The 26,421-nt window shown below is 41.9% G+C and carries 21 protein-coding genes and 1 tRNA gene; 14 read left to right on the forward strand and 8 right to left on the reverse strand.

Annotated features, from left to right (window positions below):
- Nucleotides 1-325: 325 nt before the first annotated feature.
- Both GJB62_RS01155 and GJB62_RS01160 read right to left on the reverse strand, forming a co-directional pair.
- Nucleotides 326-523 carry a hypothetical protein gene (locus tag GJB62_RS01155; RefSeq protein ID WP_012407746.1) on the reverse strand — a complete coding sequence of 66 codons (198 nt, stop codon included), beginning with the start codon at nucleotides 521-523 and terminating at the stop codon, nucleotides 326-328.
- Between the two features lie 235 nt (nucleotides 524-758).
- Nucleotides 759-832 (reverse strand) — tRNA-Pro (locus GJB62_RS01160).
- A gap of 138 nt (nucleotides 833-970) precedes the next feature.
- Here GJB62_RS01160 and lipA point away from each other — a divergent pair.
- From lipA to GJB62_RS01180, 4 genes are all read left to right on the forward strand, one after another.
- Nucleotides 971-1,843 carry a lipoyl synthase gene (lipA, locus tag GJB62_RS01165; RefSeq protein ID WP_114080115.1) on the forward strand — a complete coding sequence of 291 codons (873 nt, stop codon included), beginning with the start codon at nucleotides 971-973 and terminating at the stop codon, nucleotides 1,841-1,843.
- Nucleotides 1,844-1,910: 67 nt separating this feature from the next.
- Complete coding sequence (locus tag GJB62_RS01170; protein WP_114080114.1) at nucleotides 1,911-2,840, forward strand: NAD(P)H-dependent glycerol-3-phosphate dehydrogenase; 930 nt, start codon at nucleotides 1,911-1,913, stop codon at nucleotides 2,838-2,840.
- 703 nt (nucleotides 2,841-3,543) lie between these two features.
- A complete protein-coding gene (gene sigC / locus GJB62_RS01175) occupies nucleotides 3,544-4,794 on the forward strand; it encodes an RNA polymerase sigma factor SigC (protein WP_114080113.1) in 1,251 nt (416 codons plus the stop codon).
- Nucleotides 4,795-5,307: 513 nt separating this feature from the next.
- Nucleotides 5,308-5,763, forward strand: a complete 456-nt coding sequence (locus tag GJB62_RS01180) for a transcriptional repressor (RefSeq protein ID WP_114080112.1) — start codon at nucleotides 5,308-5,310, stop codon at nucleotides 5,761-5,763.
- Between the two features lie 131 nt (nucleotides 5,764-5,894).
- Here GJB62_RS01180 and GJB62_RS01185 read toward each other — a convergent pair whose 3' ends face one another.
- Nucleotides 5,895-7,034, reverse strand: coding sequence for a peptidoglycan-binding protein (locus tag GJB62_RS01185; protein WP_114080111.1), 1,140 nt, complete (start codon nucleotides 7,032-7,034; stop codon nucleotides 5,895-5,897).
- Nucleotides 7,035-7,043: 9 nt separating this feature from the next.
- Nucleotides 7,044-11,345: a cobaltochelatase subunit CobN gene (gene cobN, locus GJB62_RS01190; RefSeq protein ID WP_114080110.1), complete on the reverse strand. Its 4,302-nt coding sequence runs from the start codon at nucleotides 11,343-11,345 to the stop codon at nucleotides 7,044-7,046.
- A 94-nt stretch (nucleotides 11,346-11,439) separates the two neighbouring features.
- On the opposite strand from cobN, the gene GJB62_RS01195 reads away from it, so the two are divergent.
- Nucleotides 11,440-13,404, forward strand: a complete 1,965-nt coding sequence (locus GJB62_RS01195) for a GAF domain-containing sensor histidine kinase (protein ID WP_114080109.1) — start codon at nucleotides 11,440-11,442, stop codon at nucleotides 13,402-13,404.
- 242 nt (nucleotides 13,405-13,646) lie between these two features.
- On the opposite strand, the gene GJB62_RS01200 is transcribed toward GJB62_RS01195, so the two are convergent.
- The gene (locus GJB62_RS01200) at nucleotides 13,647-14,480 is read right to left on the reverse strand and encodes a YheC/YheD family protein (protein ID WP_114080108.1); all 834 of its coding nucleotides are present in this window, start codon (nucleotides 14,478-14,480) and stop codon (nucleotides 13,647-13,649) included.
- Between the two features lie 44 nt (nucleotides 14,481-14,524).
- Nucleotides 14,525-15,379, reverse strand: a complete 855-nt coding sequence (locus GJB62_RS01205; RefSeq protein WP_114080107.1) for a hypothetical protein — start codon at nucleotides 15,377-15,379, stop codon at nucleotides 14,525-14,527.
- Between the two features lie 135 nt (nucleotides 15,380-15,514).
- Here GJB62_RS01205 and GJB62_RS01210 point away from each other — a divergent pair, with 135 nt between their 5' ends.
- The 5 genes from GJB62_RS01210 (at nucleotide 15,515) to GJB62_RS01230 (ending at nucleotide 19,283) form a co-directional block, all read left to right on the forward strand.
- Nucleotides 15,515-16,432 (forward strand): metallophosphoesterase, encoded by a 918-nt coding sequence (locus tag GJB62_RS01210; RefSeq protein ID WP_114080106.1) that lies wholly within the window; start codon nucleotides 15,515-15,517, stop codon nucleotides 16,430-16,432.
- Between the two features lie 4 nt (nucleotides 16,433-16,436).
- On the forward strand, nucleotides 16,437-16,970 hold the full coding sequence (locus tag GJB62_RS01215; protein WP_114080105.1) for a GAF domain-containing protein: 534 nt from the start codon (nucleotides 16,437-16,439) through the stop codon (nucleotides 16,968-16,970).
- Nucleotides 16,971-17,023: 53 nt separating this feature from the next.
- A complete protein-coding gene (locus GJB62_RS01220; protein ID WP_114080104.1) occupies nucleotides 17,024-18,283 on the forward strand; it encodes an AAA family ATPase in 1,260 nt (419 codons plus the stop codon).
- Nucleotides 18,280-18,915 (forward strand): retron system putative HNH endonuclease, encoded by a 636-nt coding sequence (locus GJB62_RS01225; RefSeq protein WP_114080103.1) that lies wholly within the window; start codon nucleotides 18,280-18,282, stop codon nucleotides 18,913-18,915. Before GJB62_RS01220 ends, GJB62_RS01225 begins: the two co-directional genes overlap by 4 nt.
- Before the next feature lie 74 nt (nucleotides 18,916-18,989).
- Complete coding sequence (locus GJB62_RS01230) at nucleotides 18,990-19,283, forward strand: antibiotic biosynthesis monooxygenase (protein ID WP_114080102.1); 294 nt, start codon at nucleotides 18,990-18,992, stop codon at nucleotides 19,281-19,283.
- 51 nt (nucleotides 19,284-19,334) lie between these two features.
- Here GJB62_RS01230 and pcrA read toward each other — a convergent pair whose 3' ends face one another.
- The gene (gene pcrA / locus GJB62_RS01235) at nucleotides 19,335-21,656 is read right to left on the reverse strand and encodes a DNA helicase PcrA (protein ID WP_114080101.1); all 2,322 of its coding nucleotides are present in this window, start codon (nucleotides 21,654-21,656) and stop codon (nucleotides 19,335-19,337) included.
- A 157-nt stretch (nucleotides 21,657-21,813) separates the two neighbouring features.
- Here pcrA and GJB62_RS01240 point away from each other — a divergent pair, with 157 nt between their 5' ends.
- The 4 genes from GJB62_RS01240 (at nucleotide 21,814) to GJB62_RS01255 (ending at nucleotide 24,481) form a co-directional block, all read left to right on the forward strand.
- Nucleotides 21,814-22,065, forward strand: coding sequence for a hypothetical protein (locus GJB62_RS01240; RefSeq protein ID WP_114080100.1), 252 nt, complete (start codon nucleotides 21,814-21,816; stop codon nucleotides 22,063-22,065).
- 401 nt (nucleotides 22,066-22,466) lie between these two features.
- On the forward strand, nucleotides 22,467-23,435 hold the full coding sequence (locus GJB62_RS01245; protein WP_114080099.1) for a sodium-dependent bicarbonate transport family permease: 969 nt from the start codon (nucleotides 22,467-22,469) through the stop codon (nucleotides 23,433-23,435).
- A 4-nt stretch (nucleotides 23,436-23,439) separates the two neighbouring features.
- Entirely contained in the window at nucleotides 23,440-23,751 is a 312-nt protein-coding gene (locus GJB62_RS01250; protein ID WP_114080098.1) for a P-II family nitrogen regulator, read from the forward strand.
- 28 nt (nucleotides 23,752-23,779) lie between these two features.
- A complete protein-coding gene (locus GJB62_RS01255; protein WP_114080097.1) occupies nucleotides 23,780-24,481 on the forward strand; it encodes a carbonic anhydrase in 702 nt (233 codons plus the stop codon).
- Between the two features lie 111 nt (nucleotides 24,482-24,592).
- Here GJB62_RS01255 and GJB62_RS01260 read toward each other — a convergent pair whose 3' ends face one another.
- Entirely contained in the window at nucleotides 24,593-26,317 is a 1,725-nt protein-coding gene (locus GJB62_RS01260; protein WP_114080096.1) for an ATP-binding protein, read from the reverse strand.
- Nucleotides 26,318-26,421: the final 104 nt, after the last annotated feature.

Genomic DNA, 26,421 nt, shown 5'->3' on the forward strand with positions numbered 1-26,421 from the left:
TGGCTTATTTTTATTTATAAAAAAACTTATAGTTGATTAATGCGCCCAGCTAGAAAGGTAAAATGAGGCATCTATTTTTATTCAGTAATGCAACGCGAATGTCTACAAAACACTAAGTGAACACACTTACAAAAACCCAGATAATTTTATCCGGTAATTTATTAAGTAAAAATTGAGATTCCGGCGGTGCTACTACACATCAACACGCCGGAACTATATCAAGAAAAACTGCTTAGTATTAGACAGCAATAATTACTAACAAGATTATCGGCTTATCTAAAAATTTAGGAACCTGAGCTTTTAGATTACTCCATCGCCAACCCGATCATTGCTCGCTTGAATCATCAATCATTTCTGGTACTAAAGCTGGGTTACTCTTGCGTTCTTCTGGCGATTGCTCCCGAATAACATCGTCGATTCTCGCAGGGTGTTTGATTTTGTCCAGCAGTTCTGGACTTAGTTGCGACGGTTCACCTTCTGGATTCGATTTTTCAGCTTGACTAGGAACTGTTTCCTTATTCATCACTATTTCCTAAAACTTATACGCCAAGCTTAAGTCCTTCTGTGGTGAGGCATACACTATCTTGAGACTTATTTCACGCAGTGGCAGGTAACAAGTTCTGTTAATCTTTTGGTTGCCGATTGTCTAAAACTCCATGAGTTTAGCAGCGATCGCGTGCCTTGTGTACTCAAAGAAATTCAGCTACATTAAGTCAATAGGAAAGTAGTTGACAAATAATTTGTCGCTCTAAAAAAAATCGGGATGACTGGATTCGAACCAGCGGCCCCTTCGTCCCGAACGAAGTGCGCTACCAAGCTGCGCCACATCCCGCCATAAAAATGGCATTGTAAATTAAGAATATCATAACCCGTGCCAAATGACAGAATTACATCTATATATATGATCGCTTCACCCAAGGCTTTGCTTGCTACGATTAAATTTGTATAACTCTAGTGGTAAAAGCGGATTGTGACTGTAAAACCAGACTGGTTGCGGGTAAAAGCACCTCAGCATGAGCGCATCGGTAACGTTAAAGACATTTTGCGGGATTTATCCCTCAATACAGTTTGTGAAGAAGCATCCTGTCCGAATATTGGCGAATGCTTCAATGCCGGTACTGCTACGTTTTTGATTATGGGCCCGGCTTGTACACGCGCTTGTCCCTACTGCGATATTGATTTTGAGAAAAAACCGAAACCACTAGACCCCACGGAACCTGCACGACTAGCGGAAGCTGTTCGCCGCATGAACCTTAATCATGTAGTAATCACTTCTGTAAATCGAGATGACTTGTTTGATGGTGGTGCATCTCAGTTTGTAGCGTGTATTGATGCGGTTCACTCTGTTTCACCTAACACCACAATTGAGGTGCTAATTCCTGACTTGTGCGGTAATTGGAATGCTTTAGAGTTGATTCTACAAGCAGCGCCAGAGGTATTAAACCACAATACCGAAACTGTTCCACGTCTGTATCGCCGGGTGCGTCCCCAAGGAAACTACGATCGCACATTAGAATTATTACAGCGAACTCGCCAACTCTCTCCTAGCACATACACCAAATCCGGGATTATGGTTGGACTCGGTGAAACTGATGCCGAAATTCGTCAAGTCATGCAAGACTTACGAACCGTAGATTGCGACATTTTGACAATTGGGCAATATCTCCAACCCAGTCAAAAACATTTACAAGTAAATGAATTTATCAATCCAGAACAATTTACAGCTTGGAAGACATTCGGCGAAGAAATTGGATTTTTACAAATTGTTTCTTCTCCATTGACAAGAAGCTCGTATCATGCAGAACAAGTCAGGGAATTAATGGAACGTTATCCCCGGAGCTAATTTTAGATTTTAGATTTTAGATTGCTAAGAGAATGGGGTGATTGGGTGATGGGGAGAATGGTGATTAATGACTAATTCAAAATCTGTAGCAATTCTGGGTGCGGGTGCTTGGGGTGCATCTCTGGCAAATCTCGCCGCAGCGAATGGTCATCAGGTGCGCGTGTGGTCGCGTCAAGGTTCCCAAACTCTCCAAATAGTGTTAGAAGATGCCCAAATAATCCTATCCGCTATCTCAATGATTGGTGTGAGAGATGTTGCTTCCCAAGTCCAGTCTTTCCCCCTTTCTCCAGAGACGATTTTTGTGACGGCGACCAAAGGCTTAGATCCCCAAACCACTTGCACGCCGTCACAAATTTGGCAAACAGTATTCCCTAACCATGCAGTGGTTGTTTTGTCTGGGCCTAATTTATCTAAAGAAATTCAACTAGAGTTACCAGCAGCAACAGTGGTAGCCAGTAATATTCCCAGGGCTGCGGAAGTAGTGCAGTTAGTATTTTCTTCTCATCGTTTCCGGGTATATACCAATCCCGACCCCTTGGGGGTGGAACTGGGGGGAACGCTAAAAAATGTGATTGCGATCGCAGCTGGTGTGTGCGATGGTTTACATCTAGGAACCAATGCCAAAGCTGCTTTAGTCACCCGTGGACTTACAGAAATGGTTCGCATCGGTAACGACTGGGGTGCAAAGACGGAAACATTTTATGGATTATCGGGTCTTGGAGACTTGTTAGCAACCTGCAATAGTCCCTTAAGCCGCAATTACCAAGTCGGCTACCAGCTAGCTGGTGGTAAGACACTTAAAGAAACTCTTGCAAATTTACAAGGAACAGCCGAAGGAGTGAACACTTGCCAGGTTTTGATGCAACGAGCCAAGCAACAAAACATTCCAGTTCCAATTACTGAGCAAGTTTATCGGTTACTTCAGGGAGAAATCACACCCCGACAAGCGCTTGATGAACTGATGCTACGAGATATCAAGCCAGAGTACAACTACTAGCTAGTAGTCTGTCAAATCAACTTACTGGCTAAATAAGTTCGTAGTAAGGACTTTAGTCCTTATATTAAGCACTGAAGTGCTTACTACATACCAGGACTTCCTTAGCTTGATGGACTACTAGTTAGTAATCTGTCAAGTTTAAATTGGCACGTCAAGACTGACATACAAGACGACGCAGGAACACGGAGAGAGTATTTAATAACTTTCCTACGTTTTATATCTCCGTATCGATAGGATTTTTGCCGTTAATACTAATCACTTCTCTGATATCTATTAGTTCTACTTATACCTGAATAATCCTGAGAAAAAATTGCTAAATCGTCAGGATATTACTTTTGTAACCATGTAAATGTGACTATGCCAATTATAAAGATGACATTCACTGAAGGATGTTTATACTGTGTTACAAAAGTTACTATCGCAACCCACCAAGGTTGAAATGTTAACTAAGTAGTTGAAATATTGAAAGCCTAGCTGCCGATTTAAATAGCTATTGGTTAAATCAAAAATTTAGCAGCTGATTAAGTCCAGTAATACTGTATCCAATAAAACCATTACAGTTAATTTCTAAAAAAAATTGTAATGGAACCTTCAACTATGTTAGTTCATCGTTAATCACGGGAACAATAGCAACAGTTGAATAGCTGACCGTAATCTAAGCTGACCGAAATCTATTGTTACCTGGAGCCATTGAGACGATCTTATGCCAGCAACATCTTTTTATGCAGATGCCCCCTACAACACCAAAAAGTCCCGCCAGGCTTTGGACTCGGATCTCACGGTTGATGAAAGTGAGTTGTCGGTAGATGACCTACAGGAGCTAGAGATCGCTTCTGCTGACAATGCTAACTTTGCTGCTAGCAGTAACCGTCGGAGTACAGACCTAGTACGTCTGTATCTTCAAGAAATTGGTCGGGTTCGCTTGTTGGGGCGCGATGAAGAGGTTTCAGAAGCTCAAAAAGTCCAACGCTACTTGCGGATGCGGATAGTACTTGCTAAGGCCGCCAAGGAAGGGGATGAAGTGATTACACCCTATTTGAGGTTAGTTGAAGTTCAAGAACGTCTAACCTCGGAACTAGGACATCGCCCATCTTTGGAAAGATGGGCTGCTACTGCTGATATAGTTTTATCCGATCTTAGGCCAACTTTGGCAAATGGTAAACGTCGCTGGGCAGAAATTGCCAAGTTGACTGTAGAAGAGTTGGAGCAAGTTCAGTCCCAAGGACTCCAAGCAAAAGAACACATGATTAAGGCGAATCTTCGCTTAGTTGTGTCTGTTGCTAAGAAGTATCAAAATCGTGGTTTGGAATTGTTGGATTTAGTCCAAGAAGGTACATTAGGTTTGGAGCGGGCTGTAGAAAAATTTGACCCAACTAAGGGTTATCGCTTCAGTACTTATGCTTACTGGTGGATTCGTCAGGGAATTACACGGGCGATCGCAACTTCTAGCCGCACGATCCGCCTACCGGTTCATATTACCGAAAAGTTAAACAAAATCAAAAAGGCTCAACGCAAAATTGCTCAAGAAAAAGGTCGCACCCCAACTCTGGAAGATTTAGCAACTGAGTTAGAGATGACACCGACTCAAGTACGAGAAGTTTTGTTGCGGGTTCCTCGCTCTGTTTCTTTGGAAACCAAAGTAGGCAAAGATAAAGACACTGAGTTAGGCGAATTACTAGAGACTGACTGTGTAACCCCAGAAGAAATGTTAATGCGAGAATCTTTACAAAGAGACTTGCATCATCTTCTGTCAGATTTAACTAGCCGGGAACGCGATGTAATTTTGATGCGGTTTGGTTTGGCAGATGGTCATCCTTATTCCTTAGCAGAAATTGGCCGCGCTCTCGACTTATCCCGCGAACGAGTTCGACAAATAGAATCCAAGGCTTTGCAAAAGTTACGCCAACCTAAGCGTCGCAACCTGATCCGCGATTATTTGGAATCTCTAAGTTAGTCAATGATTGAGAGTCATTTGTCATTAGTGAGCCAGTGCGGTCTTCTCCCTTTGGGAGAGGCTAGCGCCAAGGGGGTTTCCCCCATGAGCAACTGGCTCACCCGCAGGGTCATTTGTCATTAGAAAACTACACTTGACAAATGACTAGGGACAAAGGACTGATTTGATACCAGATTGAAAGCCTTTTAGAGGCTTATAGCAAGTAATTTGCATTTAATTGTATAAGAGTTCCCCCAGAGCTTTGCTCAGATATCTTGAAGGTGGGGATCGGTTAAACAATTCAAAATTCACTCATATAAAATTTAAAGTCAAGGGATGCAATCGTTACAAGTATCCTAACTATTAACTGTATGCAAATTAAATGCAATACAGCTTATTATTTGAATTTTGATCAAGATTTAATGAATTGTTCTTAAATATTTAGCATAAATTCTCAATAGGCAATGATTGTTGCAAATTGCTCCCAAGATTTGTTATATTCTCAACTAACAAGCTTTGTTGAGAAATATTAGTATGACTGTCTACACAACTACTTCACTCAAGGCAGAACTGAACGGGCGAGGCTGGCGATTAACTCCCCAGCGCGAAACAATTTTACACATTTTTCAAGAACTTCCGCAAGGTGAACATCTAAGTGCGGAGGATCTTTATCATCGGCTAGAAACTGATGGTGAAGGGATCAGTCTGTCAACTATTTATCGGACTTTGAAGTTGATGGCGAGGATGGGAATTTTACGGGAATTAGAACTGGGTGAAGGACATAAGCATTATGAGATCAACCAGCCTTATCCTCATCATCACCATCACTTGATTTGTGTTAGATGCAACTCAACTATTGAGTTTAAAAATGATTCAATTTTAAAAATTGGATCGAAAACCGCTCAAAAAGAAGGTTTCCACCTGCTTGATTGTCAAATGACAATCCATGCAGTGTGTCCCAAGTGCCAACGGGCGCTGATGCCGCTTTAGCACTTGGGTGAATAATCAGACGAAACTACTCAAATTAACCAAATAAGTGGAATTTTGAGCAGTTCGTAATTTGCTGTTACTAGAGGCTAGCAACGAGTTGGGAACTGATACTAACAAGACCAAAGCGGATGTTAAAAGCGTCCGCTCTTAAGATCCTTGAGGCTGATGCCGTAGAATTCTTGGGCTTGTTTAATCGCTTTTTTGGTGTCATCTGCCATCACACCGTTCAGCTTGCCTTTATAAAAACCCCGTTCCCGTAGTCGCGTTTGGATTTCCAGGGTATTAAATTCGCTTTTTTTAGCAGTATTAACTGAGCTATACAACTTAGCTCGTGTAGTTGGGCCAGCAACGCCACTTGCTGTCAAGAAATTAGCTGCCTGAAATCGGCGTACAGCATCGGCAGTATAGGGGCCATAGTAGCCATTTGGCTCTCCCTCTAAATATCCTGCCTGGATCAATTGTTCCTGGATAATTCTAACTGACTCACCGCGATCGCCTACACGGAGTTTGTCTCGATTGACTACCTTTTTAGGAGCCTCTTCTCCATCGCCAATGCCAATTCCTGGCAATTTACGCAATGTTGCGGGGCCAGCAATTCCATCAACGCTTAATTTGTAAGAATCTTGGAACCGCTTTACAGATTCTTCGGTAATTGGGCCAAATATTCCCGTGGCGTTCCCATAATAAAAGCCTGCGATTCTTAAGCGTTCTTGCAAGGCTCTGACATCTTCACCTTCATCACCCTTAGCAAGGTAGTTAGGATTACGGCGTTGGTTGGTGGCTGAACGAACCGAACTAGTAGTGCCGGGCTTTTTAGCTTGTGTACTGACAACAGTGGCTTTTTTTGCTTGTGTTGTCGTAGTACTGGGCTTTTTAGCTTGCCAGTTTTCTAACTTTTGCAGTGTGCTTGCTCCAACAATTCCGTCCACTGGTAAACCGGCGGCTTTTTGGAAGCGGCGCACAGCCTCTTGTGTGGATGCGTCATATACTTGGGTAACAGAAGCTTGGTAAAAACCTGCTGTTCTCAACTTTTGTTGGAGATTTCTAACAGAGGGGCCTTGATCGCCTTTTTCCAGTGCTATAACGCTGCTGACAGCGCCAAGAATAGACAAGGACAGAGCAAGGGGCAACATATACTTCCAAGCCCTACCAGAAAGCCGTTTCCAGTCTGGTGCAGCTGCTTTGTTAAACAAAGAACTGAGGGATACCAATTCACTGGGTGTGCTGTCTTCGTAGGCGAAAGCTAGGTGCAAATACGCAAGATTTTCCATATTTGTTTCCTACACCATTGATTTTTCTTCGATAACTGCTTCAGCTTGATGTACTAGGTTCCTCAAAGCTTCTAATGTTCCTATATTTACATCCTCCCATAAATTGCGCTTGTGTGCTTCTAATAATTTTTCAGCAATATCACGCAGAGCATAGGGGTTCTTTTCCTGAATAAATTCTGACACAACTGGATCGAGCAAGTAAGCCTCTACTATGCCTTGATACATATAATCTTCTACACATTTAGCTGTAGCGTCGTAGGCGAATAAAAAATCTACTGTCGCCGCCATTTCAAAAGCACCTTTGTAACCGTGGCGCATAACTCCTGCAATCCACTTAGGATTAACTACGCGAGAACGATACACCCGTGAAATTTCTTCTTTAAGTTGGCGGACTCGTGGTTGGGCAGGTATGGAATTATCACCAAAATATGTTTGGGGGTTTTTTCCCTGTAGAGAACGCACGGCTGCGGTTAAGCCACCCTGAAATTGGTAATAATCATCAGAATCGAGTAGGTCGTGTTCGCGGTTATCTTGATTGTGTAGGACAACTTGCATTTGGGATAAGCGTTGTTTGAAGGCTTCGGTATTGGGCATTGGGAATTGTTTATTCTCCTTATCTCCCCCTGCTCCCCCTGCTCCCTGCTCCCTGCTCCCTTCCCCCTGCTCCCCTGCCAAATTTCCCGAAGAATAGGCGTAAGAACTCCAGTTAATATAGGCACGGGCTAAATCTTCATCGTCTGTCCAGTTTTGTGATTCGATTAAACCTTGGAGTCCTGCGCCGTAAGCACCTGGGCGAGAACCAAAGATGCGATAGCGCGATCGCACCACGGCTTCTTCTAAAGTTAATCCTTGGCTTGTCCACAATTCAGTCTCTTGGCGAACTGCATCCGCTAGGGGATTTTGTTCTGGCGGTTCATCCAAATCTGCTACTGCTGATACTGCTTGATCGAATAAGTCAATCAAGTTGGGAAAAGCATCCCGGAAGAATCCCGAAATTCGCAAAGTTACATCTACACGGGGCCGTCCCAAAATTGCTAGAGGCAAAATTTCAAAGTCCACTACTCGCCGCGCTGCACCATCCCATACAGGTTGGACTCCAAGTAAAGCCAAGGCTTCGGCAATATCATCACCTCCAGTCCTCATGGTGGCTGTTCCCCACAATGACAAACCTAGTGTTCTGGGATATTCGCCATGCTCTTGAGTGTAATATTCCACAAGGGTTTCAGCAGATTTTCTACCAATATCCCAAGCTGTCTCTGTGGGAATGGCGCGAATATCGACGGAATAAAAGTTTCTCCCTGTTGGTAGAACTTCTGGGCGGCCGCGCGTGGGTGCGCCAGATGGAGCGCTGGGGACGTAACCGCCATCGAGTCCGTGTAATAAGTGAGTGATTTCTTGATCGGTTTGTTGTAAAGCTGGTAGCAGGCGATCGCGTATCCAGGTAGAGACGCGATGAATCGCGTCTCTACAAGATTCCTGAATTCTAAATTCTGAATTCTGAATTCTGAATTCTGAATCCTGATTTATGAGTTGTTCTACTAAAAGGGCGGCGTGTTCTTCTAGGACTTCGACGATATCACCGAGGGTACGGCATTCTGTGCCATTGACTACTGAATATTCACCGCTAGGCATTGACAAATCGGCTGTGAGGGGATCAAAGTCTAAACCCCAATCTTGAGCGATCGCGCGGGTAATACCTGAAGAATGGCGATTGGGGATGCGAGCGATCGCTACTATTAAATCCCGCAGTTGCCTTCCTTGGGGACATTGCCCAAAAATATGCAATCCGTCGCGGATTTGGGCTTCTTTCAATTCACACAGATAACCACCGATGGAATTCAAAACTAGAGATTCAGACTTAAAAATTTCTGTTTCATTTTGGATTCCCAAATCTAGATGGAGATTTTCTTTGATTACCAGTTCGTGGATGCGATCGCGAATTACTGGTAAACGCGAAGGATCTAAACTGTCGGCTTCATAATACTCATCAATTAAATTTTCTAGCTGTTGCAATGAACCGTAGAGTTCCGCACGAGTCATTGGCGGCGTTAAGTGATCTATAATCACCGCTTGAGCGCGACGTTTCGCTTGGGAACCTTCACCAGGATCGTTGACAATAAACGGGTACAGGTGGGGAAGTGCGCCAAAAGCCACTTCTGGATAACAATTACTGGATAAAGCCACGCTTTTACCGGGTAGCCATTCTAGATTTCCGTGTTTCCCTACATGAACTACAGCATCAGCACCAAAACATTCTCTAACCCAATAGTAGAAAGCTAAATAATCATGGGTTGGTTCTAAATCCGGTGCATGATAATTCAAACTGGGGTCATTATCATAACCCCTTGCTGGCTGAATTCCCACGAAGATGTTGCCGAGTTGAATTCCGGGAACGGGGAAAGAGGCAGGGGGGCAGGGGGGCAGGGGGGCAGGGGGAAATAATTCTTGATTGCTCCCCTGCTCTAAATTTCCCCACCTTTCAGTAATACCTTGCTGAACTGCTGGCGGTAATGAAGCGAAATATTCTTGGTATTCTTCCCAAGAAACACTTTGGTGTACCGGAAGCGATTCTCTACCTTCCGGATCGTTAGTTACACCATCTGTCAGCCGTTGAATCAACTCATCTCCTTGAGCAGGTGGATTTTCTACTTCATAACCAGCCTGATGTAAAGCTTGCAGGATTTCTACACAACTAGCTGGAGTGTCGAGTCCCACACCATTGGCGAGGCGGCCATTGCGGTTGGGGTAGTTTGCCAGAATCAGGGCTATTCGACGTTCTTGGGGTGGTTTGGAACGTAGACGCGCCCAATTTGCTGCTAGTTTAGCAACGAACTCAATGCGATCGCTGACTGGTTCATAAATTACCACATCTGTCTCTAAATGGGGATTACGAGTTTGTACTGCTTTAAAAGACACAGCACGCGTAATAATCCGCCCATCTACTTCTGGTAGTGCCACATTCATCCCAATATCGCGGGGAGAAAGCCCTTGAAACTGTGACTCCCACTGTTCAATTGATCCGCCACTAAGGATTACTTGCAACACAGGTACATCTAATTTTTCCCACAGTTCGGTTTGGGGTGTTTCGCTTTCCAAACGTGCTAGAGAAAAACTGGTGGTATTTAGCAGCACAGCGATTGATTCGGCTTCTTTGGGTTGAAAAAATTCACTCAACTCCGCTTGCACATCGGGTTCACGCAATGAGGAAACAAACACTGGCACTGGTTGTAAATTTTTCTGTACCAAGGCTTGGCATAAAGCATCAATTACCTTGGTGTTTCCAGCTAGATAATGAGCGCGGTAGAAAAGGATGCCGATTTTGGGGATTGGGGATTGGGGACAAGGGGACAAGGAGACAAGGGGACAAGGAGACAAGGTGGATTCATCCGGTTCAAAGGTGGATGAACGGAGTTCCGAGGTGGATTCATCCAGTTCAAAGGTGGATGAACGGAGTTCTGAGGTGGATTCATCCGGTTCAAAGGTGGATGAACGGAGTTCTGAGGTGGATTCATCCGGTTCAAAGGTGGATGAACGGAGTTCCGAGGTGGATTCATCCAGTTCAAAGGTGGATGAACGGAGTTCTGAGGTGGATTCATCCGGTTCAAAGGTGGATGAACGGAGTTCTGAGGTGGATTCATCCGGTTCAAAGGTGGATGAACGAAGTTCTGAGGTGGATTCATCCGGTTCAAAGGTGGATGAACGAAGTTCTAACTCTCCCCTGCCCCCCTGCTCCCCTGCCCCCCTGCTCCCCTGCCCCCCTGCTCCCCATTCATACAATCCCACGCGCGGAATCGGCCGGGGTAGTGGAGGATTGTATGCAGTTAACAGGCAAGTATCAGAGATAAATTGCAGAGCATTAACAAAATTTTCTACTCCGCCTTCGCTAAAATACTGCCATACCTGGTTAGCAACACTTAAAGGCACGGTAGACAGAGAAATTAAGTCGGGATCAAAAGCGTCGTCCCCTGGCATTACAATGAGGGTTCTACCATTACGTTGCACAATTTCTTGCACTACTTCTAAGCCATAACTCCAGTAAGAACGTCCTCCTAACAGGCGCAAAATAATTACCTGGGCAAGCTCCAAAACTTGCTCTCCATAAGTATCTATGCTTAACTGTTGCTGCAATTGCAATAGATTGGCGACTCTTAAGGCAGGAAATTGTGAAGGTAATTTTGTAACCGCAACTGCCAAAGTTTGAATGTCGGTATCAGCAGCCGTAATCAACACGAAAGGCGCTGGAGTTTGTTCTAAAAAAATTAAACCCTCTGACTGATTCCATCCACCCGATGTGCTACTTATACGATGCATAATGCTGTATTACCGTCTTAAACTATTGGTTATTACACAATCAAAACAAACTTTTTCCCTGCATTTAGCCCCCTCTTACCAGTAATGATTAAAAATGCTTAGTTCTCCTGATTTGAGCTTTTCTCGAACCTTGCCTATTGTTGTATTTAATCAGCTTGGGGAATTGTTGGAGCAGATGGCTCAAACAGTGGAAAGTGCCACTCTGGTACTGACAGAAGCTGTTTTGGCGCGGATTTGCATACCTGTGGAGTGGCAAAGGCAAAGGTTTACATTGGTGGTTTCTGAGCAGTTTAGTGCGCTTTTGCTAGGAAATTTTGAGCAAGGGGAGCAGGGAAGCAGGGGAGCAGAGGAGCAGGGAATTGATTCGGCACTCAATGCTAGGTTGACATTTAATTTAGAGGCGATCGCTTCTTTTCTCCACGAATTGAGAGACTTGTTTGAGTGCGATTCCTATACTCACCAAAATCTCGAACGCTATCGCCAAATTATTGGGCCCAATGATGCTACCCTCCAAAGTAAGTTCTCGCTGTTGCTATTAGAATATTTTCTAACTCAGCCAAACCAAGAAATAATAGCACCTCCAAGCCCAACTGCGCCGGCAGTTTATATCTGTCAGCCAGTGGAAGATGCCTTAAAAAAACAGGTTTCCCAAGAACGGTTATTGAATCAGGTAACAACGCAGATCCGCAAAAGCTTGGATTTGCCTGTCATTATGGCAACGGCAATTACACAGGTGCGTGAGTTTCTAGAATTAGACCGATTAGTAATCTATAAATTTGAAGGTTCCAAAGTCAAGACTCAACAATACCAGTCTTCTACAGATGAGGATAATGGGAAACGCTCAACTTCTATCTCAGTAAATAATCAATCCTTAGTAGAAGATTACCAACAGCATGGAGCTTATATTGTCTATGAAGCCCGTGCTACAGATGCGATTACCTGCGTGTTGAATTACACAGAAAAAAATTGCTTTATGCGAACCTCTCAATGTTGGGAGAAGTATCGCCAAGGCTTTACGTTAGCTGTGGATGATGTCGAAAAAACTTATGCTCTAGAAGAGTGTTTGTTGAATTTTTTAAGGGAAAGCCAAGTGCGGGCTAAGTTGGCAGCACCGATTATACTTGAGGACAAGCTGTGGGGGCTGCTGATTGCTCATCAGTGCAATGAACCACGCCAGTGGATTGATAGTGAAAAAAACTTGCTGATTGCGATCGCTGAACAATTAGCGATCGCCATTCACCAAGCTGAGTTAATGCAAACCCTCACCCAAGAAAAACAAACTCTCGAACAACGAGTTATTGAACGCACAATCGGACTACGTGATGCTCTGCTCGCCGCCGAAGCTGCTAACCGCCTCAGAAGTGAATTTCTCGCTACTATCAGTCACGAGTTACTCACGCCTTTAACTTATGTGATTGGGATGTCTTCTACGTTGTTACGCTGGCCTTTGGGTGAATTGAGTCAACGACAACGCGATTATCTGCAAACAATCCACGACAGTGGAGAACATTTATTAGAAATGATTAATGACATCCTCGATTTATCGCAAATCGAGGCTGGTAAGACAGCTTTAAATATTTCGGAATTTTCTTTAGTGAATGTTGCTGAAAATGCTGTGGAGTCACTACGAAAGAAAGCAACAAGTGAACAAATTAATCTCAACCTTGATTTGCAAATCGATCCCAGACGCGATCGCTTTACCGCCGATGCCGAACGAGTAGCACAAATTCTCTCGAATCTGTTAACTAATGCCATTAAATTTACCCCTGAAAGTGGTAACGTTACCTTGCGCCTTTGGGTGGAGGATGATACCGCTATTTTTCAAGTGGAAGATACCGGGATTGGCATACGCGAAGAACAGTTACCATTACTCTTTGAGAAATTTCAGCAACTCGATACACCTTATCGCCGCCGCTATGAAGGCACTGGACTTGGATTAGCTTTAACTAAACAACTTGTAGAACTTCATCGGGGTCGAATTGAAGTAGAATCAACCATCAGTATTGGCTCAATTTTTACTGTATGGATACCAACTCAAGCAATGAGAGTGCTGAGTTAGGAGTAGCCCTTTCAAGGTGACTGGTAAAATCTCTTTTTTTCTCTCTGCGCTCTGCCGTTTAAAAGTAACTTTTATAACCACAGAGGCGCAGAGAACACAGAGTAAAGAGCTTAAAGAGGAATTTTTTGTCCAAAATTGTTATACACATTGAAAGGGTTAGAAGTTAGAAGTTAAGAGTTGAAGCTTATAAATCTGCGATGAATGTAGAGTTATGAATTAACTAACTGGAGGATTGAATTTTTTTATTTTGAGGCTAGGCTAATGAGCATTTTTTCAAAAATCCTCAACACAGGCTCTTCTCCATTGTCTCTAGTGAAAATAGCATAATTTGGGTGAGAATTGATTTCAATTAACCAATATTGGTTATCTCGATCTAACACTATATCTAAACCACCATAATCAATATCTAATTCTTCAAAAATTGGTTTAGCAAAATTAGCAATCTCTGACAATATTTGTGGATCATTGATAGACTTGGCTTTCGCCCCATCCCAGTGAAGAGGGCTGAGGTTGCCTGCAAATTTTGCATTAGTTATATCTTTTTCATAGAGTAGAACTAACTCTTTATTTAAAAAAACGGCTCTATACTCAGATTTTATGTGAATAAATTCCTGAGCGATCGCAACGTAGTCATACTTTTTATTATTAATATTAAAAATCTCTTTTAAAGCAGTTTCAACTTCATCTGTATTCTGACATAAAAAAACGTTATGTCCACTTGAGCCAGAATTACGTTTAACAATTACAGGCGTTTCAAAGGTTTTTTTTATTTCTAATATAATATCTTCAAAACTTGGAAATTTTAAGTAAATCTTATATTGCAGGTCACAAAAAGGGGAAAGAAAACCTACTGTCCGAGGAAGTTTAACTTTGTTCTTTAAAATATGGTAAGTATATTCTTTGTCTTTAATGATTTGTGCTACTGCTTGATTTATTATTGGAGTACTATAATTACAAAAAAAATGTTGTTTATTATTCAGTTTTACTTTTACTAAGTTTTCAGTCGGATGAATAATTTCATAGCTGATATTTAAATTTTTACAAGCTTTGAGCAATAGCGAAAGGTTATCTAACATAAATAGTTGAAGCTAAACGTCAAAATTACGAATTACGAATTATTTTAGCTTGTTGTTTGCCGTTTAAAAATCACCATTTCAGTACCGACAACTGGGTTACGCGCTATCAGCTTATCTTGGGAGTCAATAATTTCTAGATGGGTAAAATCAAGTTCTTGAGAACGTTGTAATATCTCCGCAGCTAGTTTGTCCTGCTGAGATTCTTTGAGAGTGTACCAATCATCACTAATTTTGACAGTCAAGTTACTCGTGCGGAAATTAGCTTGAATTGACTTTATCAGACCAGAGGCAATGCGATCGCTAATTTCGGCTACCTGATTTTCAATAGCCGCAATCAAAGCTTGTTCTGGTGTTAATTCTATAGCTGGTGTCGGTGTTGGCGTTGGGGTGGGAATTGTTTCAGGTTCCGGTTCTGGCGGCGTAATTTCCTCTGGTGGCTGTGGCGGCTGTGGTTCTGGTACAACTGACTCCGGTGGGGTAGTTATCGTTGGTGTCGGTGCAGGAACCTCTTCAACAGGTGGAATTATTGCTATTTCAGTAGGTTTACCAGTAAAGACAGTCGTAGTTGTCCAAACAAGAATTACAGCAATTCCAGCAACAATTCCCGTCAAAGCTGTATCTGATAACTTTGTTGACAAATTTGATGGCAAAAACAAGCGGATTGTCCTTAACAGTCCACCCCATCGCAACTGAAGCTGTTGTAAAAAGCCTGGTGTTTCCTCAGTACCCGGTGGGGGTGCTGTCTCCAGTTTATCCACCGTTGTTTCTAAAACCCCAATCGTCCCTCGGAGAACTTGGATAATTTTAGCCTTCCAAAATGGCTGAACTCTCTGGTAAGGTTTTTGGGGAGGTTGATTTACCTGTTCATCCGTCGGTTTTGACTGATTGTCTTGTGACATGGAACTTTCACCAAAAGCAGCGAATCAAAGACAAACAACGTACATTATTACTGGTGCTGCCTTCTTTTGCCTTAATGTATCACTTCATTGCTCATTGTTTCCGCTAAACTGACTATTTATCAAATTTGGTGAATTATGAACTTAAAACGCCGTCAATTTTTATTTTTAAGTAGCTTCAGCGCCATTAGTACGGGATTTTTAGCCTGGATGTTAACTAATCAAAATCATCAAAGTGCTGATATTACCGATTCAACTACAGCTATAGCCGCCAACCCAGTCAAAAAAGACTTGTTATTACGTTTTGTATCTGTGGCTGATACGGGGACTGGGGCTAGAGGACAGTATGCTGTGGCTGGGGCAATGAATGCCTATCACAAACAAAATCCTTATGATTTAGTTGTTTTAGCTGGAGACAATATTTACAATAACGGCGAAATTGAAAAAATTAGTGCAGTTTTTGAGCGTCCTTATCAACCTTTGCTGAAACAAGGCGTGAGATTCCACGCTTGTTTAGGTAATCACGATATTCGTACCGCCAATGGCGATCCACAAGTCAAGTATGCTGGCTTTAATATGAAGGGACGTTACTATACATTTCGCCGGGGAACTGTGCAATTTTTTGCTTTAGATACTAACAGTAATGCTGATTGGAAAAACCAGTTACCTTGGTTAGAAAAAGAATTAAGTATTAGTAATGCTCCTTGGAAAGTGGTATTTGGTCATCATCCAATTTATTCATCAGGTCAGTATGGGAGTAATCCAGATTTTATTAAAACTTTTACTCCGCTATTTAAAAAATACGGCGTTCAACTTTATATCAATGGTCACGAACACAATTATGAACGCACACGTGCTATTGATGGGACAACTTATTTAATTTGTGGTGCAGGTGCTGGTAATCGTCCTGTAGGGCGTTCTGAGTGGACAGGGTATTCTACTAGTGATTTAAGTTTTGCCTCTTATGAAGTGTATAAAGATAGAATAGAAATAAGTGCGATCGCTACTAATAATCGCGTATTTGATAAAGGTATTATTCAATTAAAATCAGCCTAATTATATGACTCAGCAAGACTTTCCTGCTGCAATCAAAAATATCGTAGAATCATCTCAAGAACCAGATGCTTTATTTTCTGCACTATTGGCAGCTGTAGGCGATTTTTTACAGGCTGATAGATGTTTTCTATGCCTGCACAATCCACAGAATAATCTTAGTAGAGTTGCCTTTTGTTGGATTCGCACTCCAGATGTACCTACCGTCTATAATGAAGAATGGGCAGCACAACCACCATCTTTAGCAGATGAAGATCCGATGTTTGCGGCTGCACTACGTGCCGAACCTTCAATTTTTATAGAAGATGTGGAAACTGCTGATTCTCAGATTTTAAATCGGGAATTTGAACAGGAAAATTTTGGACATCGCGCCTTGATTCATGCCCATATCCGCCAGGATGGTCAACTCTGGGGAATTTTACAACCATGCATTTTTGATCATCCCAGAATTTGGACTGAATATGAACAAGTGGTGATTAACAATCTTGTCGAAAAAATTACACCTCTTGCAGTTGATTATGTCAAATCTGCTTTTGATTAGTTGTAGGCTGGGCATTACCCACCAAGTAAATTACATTCAGCGTTATTAAAACTATGAAAGTCAAGCGCCTGAAAATGCAATCCTTCCGTGGAATCGGCGATTTGACGCTTGAGTTCGATGAAGCAGAGCCAACAGTATTTATTGGTATCAACGGCGTAGGTAAATCGAGTATTATTGATTGCCTTGCTATTCTTCTATCGCGTTTTACTAGCTCGATTCAACACTCAACATCTTCGGGAAGAGTCTTTAGGGAGGAAGACATCACTAATGGGCAAAAGGAAACACATAACGAAATCACTGTTTCATTGAATTCTGAAGAAGCAATATGGTCTCTAACCAAGGTACATAAAGGATTAAGCAAAGATACTAACACTAACCTGTCAGCCATAACAAAGGTTGCTGAAAATATCAAAAAAGATTTATATATATCTAATCAATTAAATATTCCTATCTTAGTTTATTATTCCACCAATCGTGCAGTGTTGGATATTCCTTTGAAGATTCGCACAAAACATTCATTTGAACAAATAGATGTATATGAAAATGCACTTACAGGAGTAGGAAGTGAGTTTAGAATCTTCTTTGAATGGTTTAAAAAGCAAGAAGATTTAGAGAATGAGTTACGCCTGGAAGGTAATTCTAGTTATCGAGATAGGCAATTAGAATCAGTCAGGCAAGCCATTTCTTCATTAATACCGAGTTTTTCTAATTTACGCGTGCGTCGTTCACCGCTAATGAGAATGACTGTGCAAAAACAAGGTAAAGAACTCATAGTTAATCAGCTATCTGATGGGGAGAAATGCTTGCTGGCAATGGTGGGAGATTTAGCAAGACGATTAGCGATCGCAAACCCTAGTTTACCAGATCCACTCCAAGGCAGTGGCGTTGTTTTAATTGATGAAATTGAACTACATCTACATCCTAAATGGCAACGAGAAATTATTCCTGCTTTGACAAGAACATTCCCCAATTGTCAATTTATTGTCACCACCCATTCTCCTCAAGTAATTAGCCAAGTCAAGCCGGAAGGAATTTATATTCTAGAAAAAACAGACGAAGGTGTTGTTGCTAAAAGGCCAGAAAGTTCCTTTGGGAGAGATAGCAATCGAATACTAGAAGACCTCATGGGTGTTCCAGCACGTCCACAAGAAATTAAAGATCGTTTACATGAGTTGTTTAGACTCATTGATGAGGGTAATCTTGATGGTGCTAGGCAATTATCTCAGGAAATTGCTGATATTATTGGACAAGATGAACCAGAATTAGTAAAAGCAAGTGTATCTATTCGACGCAAAGAGATTTTGAAACGGTGAAATATATCAAAAAAAGTGAGGAGCCAGAAAGTTTTACTAATTGGAAAAATTTAGCAAATGAGGATTGGCAGCCAACTTGGGGCGACTTCAGCAAACCACAAAAAACCGATGTACATAATTCCTTGTTGCAAGAGCAAGGTTTTATTTGCTGTTACTGTGGAAGACGGATTAATACTGATGATAGCCATTTTGAACATTTAAAGCCAAGAACAACTTATCCTCAATTAGCGCTAGAATACACAAATATACTGGCATCATGCCAAAAAGATACAGTACGCAAAGAACCTCTCCATTGTGGGAAAATAAAAGATAAATGGTACGATGACAATCTGATGATTTCACCTCTAGATGTCAACTGTGCTGAGTTCTTTAGGTACACTGATGATGGCCAGATTTTGGCGACAAATCATTCAGAAAAGCAATTAGCTGCTGAAACAACAATTGATAAACTCGCACTCAATATTGACAAGCTGAAAAATTTACGTGCAAAATCTGTTGAGCCAATATTGGAAATTATTAATACGATTACAGAGGAAGAGAGACAAGACTTAATTCTAGGCTTCAGTGAAACTGATTCTCAAGGATATTACGAAGAGTTTTACGCTGCGATTATCTATTTACTAAAAAATTAGTCTTAATGGCGTAGCCCGTTGTAGACATCACATTATACTAAATAACATTAGCTTAATACTCACTGTAAAACTATATGATTCTTGAGGCAGTGATGCTTCCTGTTAAACCTGGTCTAAAATCCGATTTTGAAGCTGCTTTCAAAAAAGCTTCTAAAATTATTTCCTCAATGGACGGATATTTATCACATGAATTGCATAGATGTATAGAAGTCGAAGGAAAATATTTATTACTTGTAAAATGGGAAACTTTAGAATCTCATACTGTAGGATTTAGAAGTTCTACTGAGTATCAAGAGTGGAAAAAACTTCTGCATCATTTTTATGAGCCATTTCCCACTGTTGAACACTTTGAAGAAATTGAAATATGAAAAACAAGATCCCCAACTTCTTTGAAAAGTTGGGAATCTGTGGCTTTGTTTTCAAATTTTTTGCAATTGTGCTACTCTTGGGTCAACAATTTTTTGTCCTAAGCTGGCAAATTTAATTGCTACAGACATTTTATTACCTGTTCCGAAGACATGGGTGATTTCACCAAGACCAAAGGTTTTGTGTAATACTCTATCTCCAACTTGCCAATTCTGGGTTGCGTCTTGTTTTTCACTAGAAGTAGAGGCACTTTTGGTATAGCTTTGACGACTTGCGCGTTTGGTAGATAATAATTCTTCTGGTAATTCGTCGAGGAATTGCGATCGCATCGCAGGTTCACGAGAACCATACAAACGGCGTTCCCGCGCGTGTGATAAATACAACCTTTCTTGAGCGCGAGTAATTCCTACATAACACAAGCGGCGTTCCTCTTCCAAAGATGCGGGGTCACTTAGGGAACGGTAGCCGGGAAATAGCCCCTGTTCTAATCCCACCAAAAATACTACGGGAAATTCCAAACCTTTGGAAGCGTGCAAAGTCATCAAAGAAACGGCTGTCTGACCTTCTTTTAAGTTATCCAAATCGGAACTGAGGGCGGCACTACTTAGAAAATCTCGCAGGGAAATTTCTTCGTTTTCTTCTTGAAATTGCAGTGCAGCGTTATAAAGTTCTTGAACGTTTTGTACCCGATCTGTGGCTTCATCTGTGCCTTGATTCATCAAGTCTTGAACGTAACCAGAATCTTCTAATATTCCTTGCAAAACCTCAGTTACCGGAAGCGTGGCGACTTGTCCTTGCCAACGGCTGATCATTGCGGCAAAGTTATTTACAGCTTTTGTTGCCCGTCCAGCTAATGTATTAACTGATGTTTCATCGCTGAGTATTTCCCACAAAGTCGTCCCTAATTGCTGAGATGCGTTTATCAAAGCGTCAATAGTGGTTTTGCCGATTCCCCGCCGGGGAGTATTAATCACTCGCAATAAACTGACTGTATCAGCTGGGTTATTTATCGCTCTTAAATAAGCGACGACATCTTTAATTTCTTTGCGATCGTAAAACCTCATTCCTCCCACAACTGTGTAAGGAATTTGATATTTCACCAACAATTCTTCAAAGGGACGAGATTGGGCATTCGTCCGATAAAGTATGGCAAAACTACCCCAGTTTAACTCTGGATTTTGCTGTTCTAAAGTGCTAATTTGATTAATTACAAATGCCGCTTCTGCAAGTTCTTCATCAGCTTTGTGACAAGTAATCTGTTCACCCGTCCCCCGCGTCGCTTTCAGAACTTTATCAATCCGTTGGGTGTTATTTTCAATCAGTTCATTAGCTGCTTGCAGAATGTTTTCACAAGAACGATAGTTTTCTTCCAGCTTAACCATCGTTCGGGTGTCATCATCTACCAAACCATCGCCAAAGTCTTCCTGAAATCCTAGCAAGATGGTGAAATCTGCCATCCGAAAGCTGTAGATTGATTGGTCTGCATCGCCGACAACAAAAACTGAGCGATTTTCCCATTGCCATTCGCTCTTTTTGGTTTCGCCATTAGTAACTAATAAATTAATAAGTTGATACTGAGTGCGGTTAGTATCCTGATATTCATCTACAAGGATATGGCGAAACTTGCGATGCCAGTAACCCAATACCTGCTCGTTTTGTTGAAATAATCTAGTAGGTACAAGAATAAGATCGTCAAAGTCAAGAGCGTTGTTTTGTGCTAACTTATCTTGATATAAATTGTAAACTTGGGCAATTACCCGTCCGCGATAATTTGGTTGATCTTGCTCAAATTCTTGGGGTGATAAACCTTGGTTTTTAGCGTTACTAATAGCGTAGCGGACAGAGCGGGCATCAAACTTCTTATCGTCTAAATTTAGCTCTTTATTAACGATTTCTTTGATCAGAGTCATCACATCTGATTCATCAAAGATAGAGAAATTACGATTCCACTTGCGTCCTTTTTCGTCTACGTATTTTTCAATATCAAAACGGAGAATCCGAGAAAATAGACTGTGGAAAGTGCCACACCATAAGTCTTTGATAGTGCTTTTGTAAACTTGCGATCGCAATTGCGTTTGTTGGTATTCTGTCAACAAATCCAATCGCTGACCATGTTGTTTCATAGCCAGTTGTTCCGCAAACAGCCGTTGAATCCGTTCTTTCATTTCCCGCGCCGCTTTGTTGGTAAAAGTAACCGCCAGGATATGTTCTGGATCAACTTTGTGTTTCAGAATCAGATTTGCAATGCGATAAGTCAGCGCTCGTGTTTTACCGGAACCTGCGCCAGCAACAACTAGCAACGGGCCGCAGTAGTGTTCGACAGCTTGACGTTGGCTAGGGTTAAGGTGACTGAGAAAGTCGATGGTTGTTGTCATGGATGTGAAAAAGCGATTGCCTGGTGTCACATCAATAGAGAGTCGCTATTGCCCAGGTTACAATATCCTAACGAAACTTGGTCAATAAAGATTGTGCGGCAATCTTCTTAACCAGAATGGTACTGTATCATGATTTATGTAGAAGCAAGAGAAAGCCATGCTCTCAGTCAAAGGCACATTCCAAAACGGTGTGGTTCATCCTAACGAACCAATTGAAGGGTCTGAGGGGCAGTCAGTTATAATTGTCTTTGTCGAAGAAAACCGCACACCTGAGCCAGCAACGCCAGAAGATTCAGATTGGGATAAGTTGAGGCAGTTGATTAAAAATTGTGCAGTTTATACAGATATTAGTGATTTGGCACACCAGCATGACCATTATCTCTATGGAATGCCAAAGCGAGAATCATAACCTTGACTTTTGAGCAAGCAGGATTTGCAAAACTGTTGTAAATCAAAAATACTGGGATTTAAGCAAGATTTGTGTAAGAGCAATTCATAAATTGCCCCTACAATACGTTAATTTTTTCTACGCTAAATACGTTGATTGCGAGTTCTCCCTACACTTTCTGTCGTAAGATCAGCGACGGGGAATCCAACATCAAAAAATGTTGGGCAAGCTCTCACTTTTTCTGTTCTCAGCGCTGTTTAACACCTAATCAATAAGTATTGTCACGAATAAGACAATTCACTCCTTGAGTACCCAATTGATACGGGGTAGCCATACACAATACATCACGATTCAACCGTTGAGTTTTTAAAGATGAAAAATTTCTTTAATTTCAGGTTTAACCAATACAAGGATAGGTGGATATGGATCTGAGCTTAATTGTATCCAACATTTTGAATCCGCCAATCCTGTTTTTCTTTTTAGGCATGACTGCGGTTTTTGTCAAGTCTGATCTAGAAATTCCCCCACCAGTGCCTAAACTCCTTTCGTTGTATCTGCTGTTTGCCATTGGTTTTAAAGGAGGGGTAGAACTAATCAAAAGCGGACTTAATCAAGAAGTGATTCTAACACTCGCAGCAGCAATGATGATGGCTTGTGTTGTTCCAATTTACACCTTTTTTATATTAAAGTGGAAACTGGATACTTACGATGCTGCTGCGATCGCTGCAACCTACGGTTCTATCAGTGCTGTCACTTTCATCACTGCTGGCGCTTTTCTTAGTGAGCTTGGTATTCAGTATGATGGTTACATGGTAGCAGCTCTGGCCCTGATGGAATCTCCGGCGATCATTGTTGGTCTGATCTTGGTGAGTATATTCACCGCCGATGAAAAGCGAGAGTTTGCTTGGTCGGAAGTTTTGCAAGAAGCATTTCTTAATAGTTCAGTTTTTCTACTAGTTGGTAGCCTTTTAATCGGTGTGTTGACAGGAGAACGTGGTTGGCACGTATTAGAACCCTTTGCTCAAGGGTTGTTTTATGGCATTCTCACCTTCTTTTTACTGGATATGGGACTGGTTGCTGCCAGAAGAATTAAAGACTTGCAAAAAACCGGAGTTTTCCTGATTTTATTTGCCATACTAATTCCTATACTCAATGCAGGCGTTGGGTTAGTGATTGCCAAATTCATCGGTATGCCTCCGGGAAATTCGCTGTTATTCGCTGTATTGTGTGCCAGTGCTTCTTACATTGCTGTCCCGGCGGCGATGCGGATGACTGTTCCCGAAGCAAATCCCAGCCTGTATGTTTCTACCGCTTTAGCAGTCACATTTCCGTTCAATATTATTGTGGGAATTCCGCTATATCTCTACGGAATTAACCTATTTTGGAGGTAATAATATGCACGTAGTTAAAAAGATAGAAATTATCGCCAACTCCTTTGAGCTTGCCAAAATTTTAGAGAGTTTAGACAAGTCGGGTGTACATAGCCATGCCGTAATCCGCAATGTAGTTGGTAAAGGATTACGAGGAACGACAGAAGATTTAGACATGACCATGCTTGATAATGTTTACATCCTCGCATTTTGTATGCCAGAAGAACTCAAGCGTGTTGTTGAAAATCTCAGACCACTCCTCAATAAGTTCGGAGGTACTTGCTACGTTTCCGATGTGATGGAAATTCGCTCTGTCAGATGTATCGCATCGATTTAAGAGAGTTATAAATTCAATGAAGCATTTCATGGAACGTCGTGACTTTTTGAAGTTGGGAATGACCGGAGCCTTTGGAATGATGCTAACTGCCAGCGATTTACTCTGGCAGGTTAAACAGGCTAAAGCTGCCGAAATCCCCCCAAATTCCCCTGAATCCCTCAGTCCTGATGAAGCATTACAAAAGCTGATAGAGGGAAATCAGCGATTTATTAAACATCACCCCCAATACCCCGATCAATCTGAGCTGCGGTTGCACGAAGTTGCTCAAGCTCAACATCCATTTGCAACTATTCTTAGTTGTGCTGATTCACGAGTACCGGCAGAAATTGTTTTCGATCAGGGTATTGGAGACATCTTTGATGTTCGGATTGCCGGCAATATTGCCACACATGAAGCGATCGGCAGTATTGAATATGCCGTTGTTTTATTAGGTTCTCCACTGCTGATGGTGATGGGCCATGAACGTTGTGGGGCTGTAACCGCAGCTGTCCAAAATGAATCGTTACCCGGTGATATTAGTACTTTTGTGAAGGCAATTAAGCCAGCCCTGAAAAAGGTCAAAGATCAGCCAGGTGACGCGGTTGAAAATGCTGTGGTAGCAAATGTGCAATATCAAATTGAACGGTTGCAAAAATCAAAGCTTTTAAGTGAGCAGGTGCAGTCAGGTAAATTGAAAATCGTGGGCGGTCGCTACGACTTGGATACAGGTAAGGTAAGTATTATTACTTAATTTTACATTTTAGTTCTGAGTGAGAAATCTCACTTCTTTACTCAGAACGGGCTAAACGCTCCGCTAGCGCTAACAAAACTGTTTTACCCCAATTCCCAATTCCCAATCCCTTCAATCCTGTACAGTCATTGGCAGACGAATAGTAAAAGTAGAACCAAGTCCCGGCTGGCTTTTGACAATAATCTCACCACCCATCATCTGACAAAAGTGGCGGCTAATTGCCAAGCCCAGTCCTGTACCTCCATACTTTTTCGTAGTCGAAGTATCTCCTTGGGTAAAAGGTTGAAATAACTGCTGCTGTTGACGGTTAGACATACCTATACCTGTGTCGGTAACGGTAAAAGTAATCATGCCTAAAGGAGCATCCAGCCGTAATTCCTCCTTTTCTCTATTGACTGTCAGCGTCACCTTGCCATTTGTAGTGAACTTACTGGCGTTGCTTAGTAAATTTAACAACACCTGCCGCATCCTAGTTTGATCGGCGTACATAGTTCCAAGTTGCTCATCAAAATGCACTTCTAAAACATTGGCATTTTTTTCTATAGCTGGTTTGACTGTGAGGACGACGTTATTAATTAGCGTCGCAATCTCAAATGTTTCTGGATAGAGAGTCATTTTCCCCGCTTCAATTTTTGACAAGTCGAGGATTTCGTTAATCAAGTGCAGTAGATGTTTACCAGCAGCGTTAATTGTTTCTAAGTCGGTGATAAAGTCTGCTGATAAACCAAGATCGGTAGCGTCGTCTTCTAGAAGTTGGCTCAAGCCAATGACAGCATTTAATGGTGTGCGTAATTCGTGGCTGACATTGGCTAAAAATACGCTTTTTGCCTTGCTAGCAGCTTCGGCTAGTTCTTTAGCTTGTTGTAGTTCTTTGGTTCGCTCAGATACTCGCTCAATCAGGCGATTTAGAGATTTGGCAAGTAAGCCAATTTCATCTTCAGTGGTGACGGGCGCTCGCAAATCAAAATTATGTTTCCGCGCCACTTGTTCAGCTACTTGGGTGACGGTGATAACTGGTTCAGCGATCGCTCGACTGGTACGCCAAGCTACAATGGCTGCGATCGCCACCGAAACGAGCATACTGATAATTACGATAAATCGCTCAACTACTTTTGCCTGCTCAACGGCTTTTTGCCTTTCTTGCTCTTGATTCTCAGCAGTTTGTAGGATATTAGCCAAGCTTTCAGAAAGCTGATCTAGGCGCATGGCTGTTTCACCACGCATAATTGTCAATAACTGCGATCGGGCAGCAGATATTTGCTGAGGCTGCGCTGGTTGGGAGTCAATTTTCTGTAAGACGACCTCGATTTGCTCAACGTAAGCTTTTAAATTATTCTTGTAATCTAGCAATAGCGTCTGTAAAGTCGAACTTGTTGCCGCTAGTCTTTTAGGTTTACTGTCAATAAATCCAGAAATTTTTGACTCTAATTGCTGGGCTTTTTCAACATTCTTCAAAAAATCAGCTTTTTTGGTTTGTAGTTGCTGTGAATTTTCTAATACAGCAACTAGATTAGAGCTATGTAATTGCGCCCCTACTACTGCATCTCTATAATTACTCAGTAGTTGTCCTTGTTCATAAGCTTGATTGAATTGCCTTACTTCCCTACCCCGGTAGTAGTTGGCAATCACTAACCCAGTTAGCGCTCCAAAAAAACCAATTCCGATAGCTACAAAGTACCCATAGCCAATTTTTTGATGGATGCGCCAAGAACTGGCTTTGAGTTTCCCTCGTGAGGGAAATTCTATGGTCGGTAGTTCGTCTGTCGATGGCTCTTCGGCTGACACTTTTTTGATTTCTGAACTGCTATCGATAAGGGTTGGCTTTTGAGTTGGCATTTCTCAAACCTCCTTGCCTTCCCGCAAAAATTACCAAATCAGTTTAGCTTGTACAAACAGTTTAATTGGTTATTAACATTTACATTATCTTCTTTTATAGCAAC

This window comes from Nostoc sp. ATCC 53789, from assembly GCF_009873495.1.
Classification (GTDB): Bacteria; Cyanobacteriota; Cyanobacteriia; order Cyanobacteriales; family Nostocaceae; genus Nostoc; species Nostoc muscorum_A.